This window comes from Lachnospira sp., assembly GCF_016290755.1.
In the GTDB taxonomy this organism is placed as follows: Bacteria; Bacillota; Clostridia; order Lachnospirales; family Lachnospiraceae; genus Lachnospira; species Lachnospira multipara.
Genome location: NZ_JAEEVD010000079.1, coordinates 1 through 6,730, shown reverse-complemented (window position 1 = coordinate 6,730; position 6,730 = coordinate 1). Strand labels below are relative to the sequence as shown.

The 6,730-nt window shown below is 35.5% G+C and carries 6 protein-coding genes; all 6 read right to left on the bottom strand.

The window, feature by feature from the left end:
- The coding region (locus tag QVA17_RS11955; RefSeq protein WP_287389176.1) for a flagellar hook-basal body protein at window positions 1–654 on the bottom strand (654 nt) is incomplete at its 3' end.
- Window positions 655–814: 160 nt separating this feature from the next.
- Window positions 815–1,585 (bottom strand): flagellar hook-basal body protein, encoded by a 771-nt coding sequence (locus tag QVA17_RS11950; RefSeq protein ID WP_027430904.1) that lies wholly within the window; start codon window positions 1,583–1,585, stop codon window positions 815–817.
- A gap of 69 nt (window positions 1,586–1,654) precedes the next feature.
- Complete coding sequence (locus tag QVA17_RS11945) at window positions 1,655–2,650, bottom strand: rod shape-determining protein (protein ID WP_287389174.1); 996 nt, start codon at window positions 2,648–2,650, stop codon at window positions 1,655–1,657.
- Window positions 2,651–3,011: 361 nt separating this feature from the next.
- Window positions 3,012–3,446 (bottom strand): MarR family winged helix-turn-helix transcriptional regulator, encoded by a 435-nt coding sequence (locus QVA17_RS11940; protein ID WP_287389170.1) that lies wholly within the window; start codon window positions 3,444–3,446, stop codon window positions 3,012–3,014.
- Between the two features lie 76 nt (window positions 3,447–3,522).
- Complete coding sequence (locus QVA17_RS11935) at window positions 3,523–4,689, bottom strand: DUF3880 domain-containing protein (protein ID WP_287389168.1); 1,167 nt, start codon at window positions 4,687–4,689, stop codon at window positions 3,523–3,525.
- 135 nt (window positions 4,690–4,824) lie between these two features.
- Complete coding sequence (locus tag QVA17_RS11930; protein ID WP_287389166.1) at window positions 4,825–6,483, bottom strand: SulP family inorganic anion transporter; 1,659 nt, start codon at window positions 6,481–6,483, stop codon at window positions 4,825–4,827.
- Window positions 6,484–6,730: the final 247 nt, after the last annotated feature.

Sequence of the window (6,730 nt, the reverse complement as noted above, 5' to 3'; positions counted from 1 at the left end):
TGTAACCCCATCATACTCTTCACTAATAGGAACTCCGGAAGCCTCTGTTTCTGCATAGTAGCTAGTACCTAGCTTATCAAGTCCGGATGGATTAGTGAACTGATAAAGTGCAATTTTATAACCAATTGGCTGTGGGTTGTTATCCTCATCTGGATATAATAACTCCCCTTCAGTTGATATTGTAATAGAACTTACTTGATAAGTATCATCTAAAATGATTTGCTGTCCATCCACATCTAGCACCGGATAACCTTCTGCTGTTGCAAGCATCATGCCTTCTGTGGCGGTTGCCATATATAAATTACCGTTTCTTGTATAAACTGTATCACCATCAAGATTAGTTACTGCAAAAAATCCATCACCAATAATAGCAAAGTCTGTGTCGCTATCAGTGGCATTTAGAGGTCCTTGTGTAAAATATGATGTAATAGAAGAAACTCTAGTACCAAGACCTACCTGTGCTGCTACTGGCTTTTGTTCCATATTTGCAGTAGTAGTTTTACTTTGTAAATCCTGATATAAAAGGCTCTTAAACTGAGTGGACTCTTGCTTATAGCCAACAGAGTTTACATTAGCAAGGTTATTAGCAATTGTATCTACACTAGTCTGCTGCGATATCATTCCTGATGCAGCAGTCCACAATGATCTCATCATAGGACATTACCTCCAAATGTATATTATCTTCTAGTTCATATATCTTATCGGACAATCCTTAGAGATACTTAACCCCTAAATTAAAAAAACGGATTTAATTGTCAAGACTCGCTCGCGGAGCTTGTACTCCGACTGAGTTAATAATTAAATCCGTTATATTCTATAATTCTGAAATTGTCACCATCTTAGATAACATAGTATCTATGGAGTTCATAATCTTCTGATTACTTTCAAAGTTTCTAGCAATGGAAATCATATCAATCATCTCCGTTACTACATTGATATTGGACGCTTCTAAGTAACCTTGATTAACAGTTGCTGTGGCTTCCTTTTCCGTATAGCCATCTACTGTTTGAAACATATTCTCGCCATAAGCCTCTAAATAATCGTAATCTTCAAAATCTACCAACGCAAATTTATCAATATATACATCATCTGCATAAATATTACCTAGGACATCCACACTAAATTCGTCAGTGTTAGTTGGAATCTGAATATATCCATTCTCACCAAGAACATAATCTCCATCCTTAGTTAAAAGATATCCATCAGCATTAATCTGAAAGGCACCATCTCTCGTATACATAGTGGATGTTGTTCCGGACTTATTGGTAAATTCAATAGAGAAGAAACCACTTCCTGAAAGAGCAAAATCAAATTCGCTTTCAGTACTTCTAAGGGCTCCTTGATCCCAGCATCTATAACTCTCACCAATCTTCGCACCAAGATTTAAATCACCAATATACTGATTAACATAGTTTACTGATGAATCATTAACCTTGATTCCATAAACAGTATCAAAGGACTGAGCTGTTAAGCCTTCCTTCTTATAACCTGTTGTAAGGGAATTAGCCAAATTATTAGATACCAAATCTAATCTCTTCTGTTGTAGTGTTAATCCTGAATATGCAGTGTAAAGACCTTTAACCATAGCGACTCCTATCTAGCAATCACCTATAGTCTATCAAGCAAGTTAAAAGTTTAGTCTCTCTATAGACAATTACTTATCGTCTCTGTAACCTGCTAAGAATTCAATAAACTTACCTGTACCAATAGCTACAGCTGTCATTGGATCCTCTGCTGTCATAGTGTTAATACCTGTCTTAGCTTCGATTAAGTCTTCAAGTCCGTTAAGAAGTGCACCACCACCAGTAAGAACGATACCTCTATCAGCAATATCTGATGCTAATTCTGGAGGAGTCTTTTCAAGTACTGAGTGTACTGCTTCAACAATCTGTGATGTTGCTTCTCTTAAAGCTTCTTCTGTTTCTTCTGAAGAAACTTCAACAGTCTTTGGAAGACCTGTAACTAAGTTACGACCTCTAACGTTCATTGTATCAACTTCTGCTCTTGGATAAGCTGAACCAATCTTAATCTTAATATCTTCAGCAGTTCTCTCACCAATTAAGAGATTGTGCTTCTTTCTCATAAATCTAACAAGTGCTTCATCAAAATCATCACCAGCGATCTTAATTGAAGTACTTACAACTGTACCACCAAGTGAGATAACAGCGATATCTGTTGTACCACCACCGATATCAACGATCATGTTACCACATGGTCTTGAAATATCGATACCTGCACCGATTGCAGCTGCGATAGGTTCCTCAATAATAGCAACCTCTCTAGCTCCAGCCTGAAGAGTAGCATCCTCAACGGCCTTCTTCTCAACTTCTGTAACTCCTGAAGGAACACAAACGCTGATTCTAGGCTTCTTAAGCATTCTCTTGCCTACTGCCTTCTGAATAAAGTACTTAAGCATCTTCTCTGTTACTGTGTAATCAGAGATAACACCCTGTCTTAAAGGACGTACAGCTACGATATTACCAGGTGTTCTACCAAGCATTAATCTAGCTTCTTCACCAATAGCCTTAATCTTGTTAGTATCTCTATCAAAAGCTACTACTGAAGGTTCTTTTAAAACTACACCCTTTCCCTTAATGTATACTAAGATACTTGCAGTACCTAAATCTATTCCGATATCTGTTGAAATCATCCTAAATGTTCTCCTTTCAAATCCTGTAGCAAGTTATTCTTGCCCCGCTTCCTCTTATTTAAACAAAATTTTTACACTCAATGTTACACTAAACCCTATGTATATCTTACTTTAAAAACACTTTATAATAAGAAATCACATAGTCGATAAACATTATATACAATTTAGTCAAGTTTTTAAAGTCCTAAATTTAAAAAAACAATAAAATAAGACAAAATATACTTCTGTTTAAATAAGCAAATAAAAGTCTTTGCCATTTAGGGATTTCTAGTAGTATATCGGTAAACGATTTCTAAAACTTAACCCCTTAGAAATATATTTTGTCAAAAAATTCTTATTTAATTCTTAAATCTTACTAATCCTAATTAATTGTATCTAATATCTTATATAAAACCTTATATAAGATATCTGTTTCTTCCTTTGAAAGCTTCAAGCAATTGCCCATCTGTTCTGGAACCTTACATGCCTTCTCTCTTAATTCAAGGCCTTCCTCTGTTAAAGAAACATTAAGAACTCTCTCGTCTCTAGAATCTCTCTTTCTAACTAACCAGCCCTTCTGTTCAAGCTTCTTTAAAACTGGTGTTAATGTACCTGAATCTAAGTAAAGATATTCTCCTAATTCCTTAACATTCATAGATTTATGTTCCCACATTACCATCATTGTTATATACTGTGTGTATGTTAAATCAAGCTCGTCCAAATATGGCTTATACTTCTTAACAATTTCCTTTGATACAGCGTAAAGAGGGAAACATAACTGATTCTCCAACTTTATAGCGTCATACTTATCTTTCATAACAATAATTCCTCCAAAAACTATCTTATACATTTATCTGACATGTTAAATAGGCAATTTAATTGTATTCAATTTATCATATTTTCCTAAAACTTTCAAGCATTTTCCCAAGAACTATTGTATAAGTTCTGTTTTTCTTGTAAAAATCATGGGCTCTAGCTGCAATTTCAAGCCTTTCATCCTCATGGCTCATATAATAATCAATCTTCGCCTCAAGATCCATTAAATCATAATAAATTACACAGGCCCCAATAGCCTCTAAATCTCTTGCTAGTTCGTGGCTGTAATTTGTAAGTAGAAAGCCTCCACAAGCCGCCACATCCACGGACCTTTGATTAATACCTGACTTAATTCCCCTAAGGGTAGGATTAAGATTAATCTTGCTATTTTTATAAACCAAGTACTGACCTTTATATGTATCCACTATGCCCTTATTTACCTTTGAAAATGCATCTCCCTTGTAATCTGTATAAAGAGCCGTATCATATTTCTTTGAAACTTTATCATTTAAAAGACGAGCAAGTTCTAATCTATCAATGTCTCTAATTTCTTTATTACAAAGCATTTCAAGTAAATCAGAATCTCTAATTATCATATCTGGATTTTTTGTAAAATTAAAACATTTTGCAATCTTTTCACCCATATCAGAGCTTACAAATTTTTCTACTATCTCATCACCAAATACCTTTGTTTGAGCCTTTATAATAGCCTCCACATAGCCTCTATTATAACCTTCTAAAGCTTCAAACTGACTCTTATATTCACTAATGCTAGCTATTAAGGAGATGTCCTTTTTATACAAATCATGGTCTTTACTACTAGCTTCTTTCATTTGCCTATCCATTCTGTTAATGCTAGCCGCCAGTGGCATATGAAATACATTTTCAATACCCATATTATTAAACTTGCGCACTTCTGTCTCGTCAAAGTCAAAGACTATATTAAGGGGATTCTTTATAGTTTCAGAATACATGGTGCCACAAGGGCAGTCATAAACCCAAGACATATAAAAGATCTTTTTATTAAAGGCAGCCATGGATAAAACCGGAATATAATTTATGCTAAATAGTAAATCGTAGTTGTCCTCTTCTAATTCCTTTTCAATAAATTTTTGAAAATCCGGCTCGTAAAAGTCACTTTTATGCTCATATCTTACCCTTTTAAATTCGCAGTCTAATTCTTTAAAAGCCTCCATTATGTCTACGCAAATCATCTCATCCCAGCTATAATAAAGTATCTTCATAGTTCCCCCTTAAGCTACAAAGTTTTGCATCTATATAAATTCAGTTCACATTTCCCATATCTAGATTTATTATAACATCAAAAAAGCTTCAGACAAGATTAACTTATCTGAAGCTCTATATTTATTATTATAATTTTATGCCATCTCTACGATTTCTCTAGCTCTCTCAAGGGATGCGTCTATATTTTTACAGAAGTTTTCCTTACCTACGAGGTTAATGAAATCTGCATGTTCCATAACAGACTTTGGCTGATCCTGAACATGGCTAAGTACAAGAGTGATTCCTCTCTTCTTGCAAAGTGTGTAAATGTTCTTTAAAGAACGAAGGGCTGTAACATCCATAGCTGGAACGCCACGCATTCTAATAACTAAAACCTTTACATCAGCGCCAAGTTCAATGTCTACAAACTTATCTGCTGCCGCAAAGAACATAGGTCCAATGATTTCGTAAACTACTGTGTTCTTTGGAACTTCCTTAAGTCTAATAGCCTCTGGGTCATTGTGTTCGTCAATACCCTCACCAATGTACTTCCAAGACTTAATCTCTGTAACATTAGCCATTCTGTTAAGGAAGAGAAGGGCTGCAAGGACAATACCTACGCCAATAGCTACAACTAAGTCAAATACAATAGTAAAGATACAAGTTACAAGTAATACTAAAATGTCACTCTTTGGTGAGTGCTTAAGTAAGTTAAGCATTTCTCTCCAGCCACTCATGTTATAAGCAACCTGGAAAAGAATTGCTGCGATACATGGCATTGGAATCCATGCTGCATAAGGCATAAGCACTACTAAAATAAGTAAAAGAGTAATTGAGTGAACCATACCAGCAACTGGGGTACGTCCACCATTTTTAACATTTGCAGCAGTACGAGCAATTGCGCCTGTAGCAGGAATACCACCAAAGAGGGCTGATACAATATTACCGGCACCCTGTGCTACTAATTCCTGATTAGGCTTATGTCTACTACCAATCATACCATCTGAAACTACACATGAAAGTAATGACTCAATACCAGCAAGGATAGCGATTGTGAAGGCGTCTGGTGTTAAGTTCTTAATCATCTCTAAACTAACATGTGGAACTGTAAGTCCTGGTAACTTATTAGAAATTGTATATAAATCTCCGATTGTCTTAACTTTCATTCCTAACTTTACCATAACAACAGTTACAATAACTGCTATTAAAGAAGCAGGGATTTTTTCTAAAGCCTTAAATCTTGGCCAGATTATTAAAATAGCTAAAGCTACTACACCTACGATTAAAGCCTGATAATTAAAGGTGTCGATTGACTCTATACAAGCCTTAATCTTATCCATAGTTTCAATAGGGGATGTCTTAAATGTTAAACCTAAAAAATCCTTAATCTGTCCAACTAAGATAGTTACTGCAATACCAAAGGTAAAGCCTGTTGTAATAGTATAAGGGATAAATCTAATAAGATTTCCAAACTTTAAAAAGCCCATAACAACTAAGATAATACCGGCCATAATAGTCGCTACTACAAGGCCATCCATTCCATTCTTAGCAACAATACCTGCTACAATTGTGGCAAAGGCTGCTGTTGGTCCAGCAATCTGAACATTACTTCCGCCTAAAAATGAAATAACAAAACCTGCAAAAATCGCAGTGTAAATACCCTCTTCTGGACCTACGCCAGATGCAAGTGCAAGGGCAATGGATAATGGTAACGCAATAATCGCTACGATGATACCTGAAACAAAATCCGCTGCAAACTGCTTCTTTGAGTAGTTCTTCATACAGTCGAATAGCTTTGGTACAAACTGATTCATGATACACTTCCTACTTTCTATTTTTTATCTAAATATAAATTTTTTATAAACCGTTTGTAAAATTACCATACTGTAGGAACTTTTTCAAGGTATTTCTTAGAATAAAACATATAGATATATTTTTGTAAAGCGGACATTCGGAATCCGCTTCGCTACTTCCTCATGAACGCAGTGGCACTTTGTGCCACCTGTCAGAAGGGGCTTTAACCCCTTCTGACACTAGTAAGCTTTATACCCCCGCTTAAAG